General features: G+C 65.4%; 1 pseudogene. It reads right to left on the reverse strand.

What is annotated here, in order from left to right:
* Positions 1–355: pseudogene (locus tag SB822_RS55535) on the reverse strand (hypothetical protein); the annotation flags it as partial.

Below are 355 nucleotides of genomic sequence, written 5' to 3' on the forward strand. Positions count from 1 at the left end.
CCGCGTATAGGCGCTGGCTTCGTCGAAATTCATCACCGAAATGCCGGGCACGCGAAGCAGGCGCAGCATCAGCCCGCGGGTCGCGGAATCGCCGCTGAGAATCGCCGCATCGACCTCGCCCGCGACGAGCTGCGTGGCCGCTTGCAGACCGTCGCTCGGCACGAGCGTCGTATCGTCGCCGGACCCAATGCCGTTCGCGTCCAGCAGCTTCAGCGCGATCGGATACAGCGAAAGCACGAGCAGCAGCGCCATCGTGATGTTAAAAGCGCGCAGACACCTCGCGTCGGACAACACGCGCCGCATCGCGGTGCCGAACCCGGCCCACAGGCAGATGCACGGAAAGCCGATCACATAG

Origin of the sequence: Paraburkholderia sp. SIMBA_054 (assembly GCF_046534875.1) — a bacterium.
Classification (GTDB): domain Bacteria; phylum Pseudomonadota; class Gammaproteobacteria; order Burkholderiales; family Burkholderiaceae; genus Paraburkholderia; species Paraburkholderia hospita.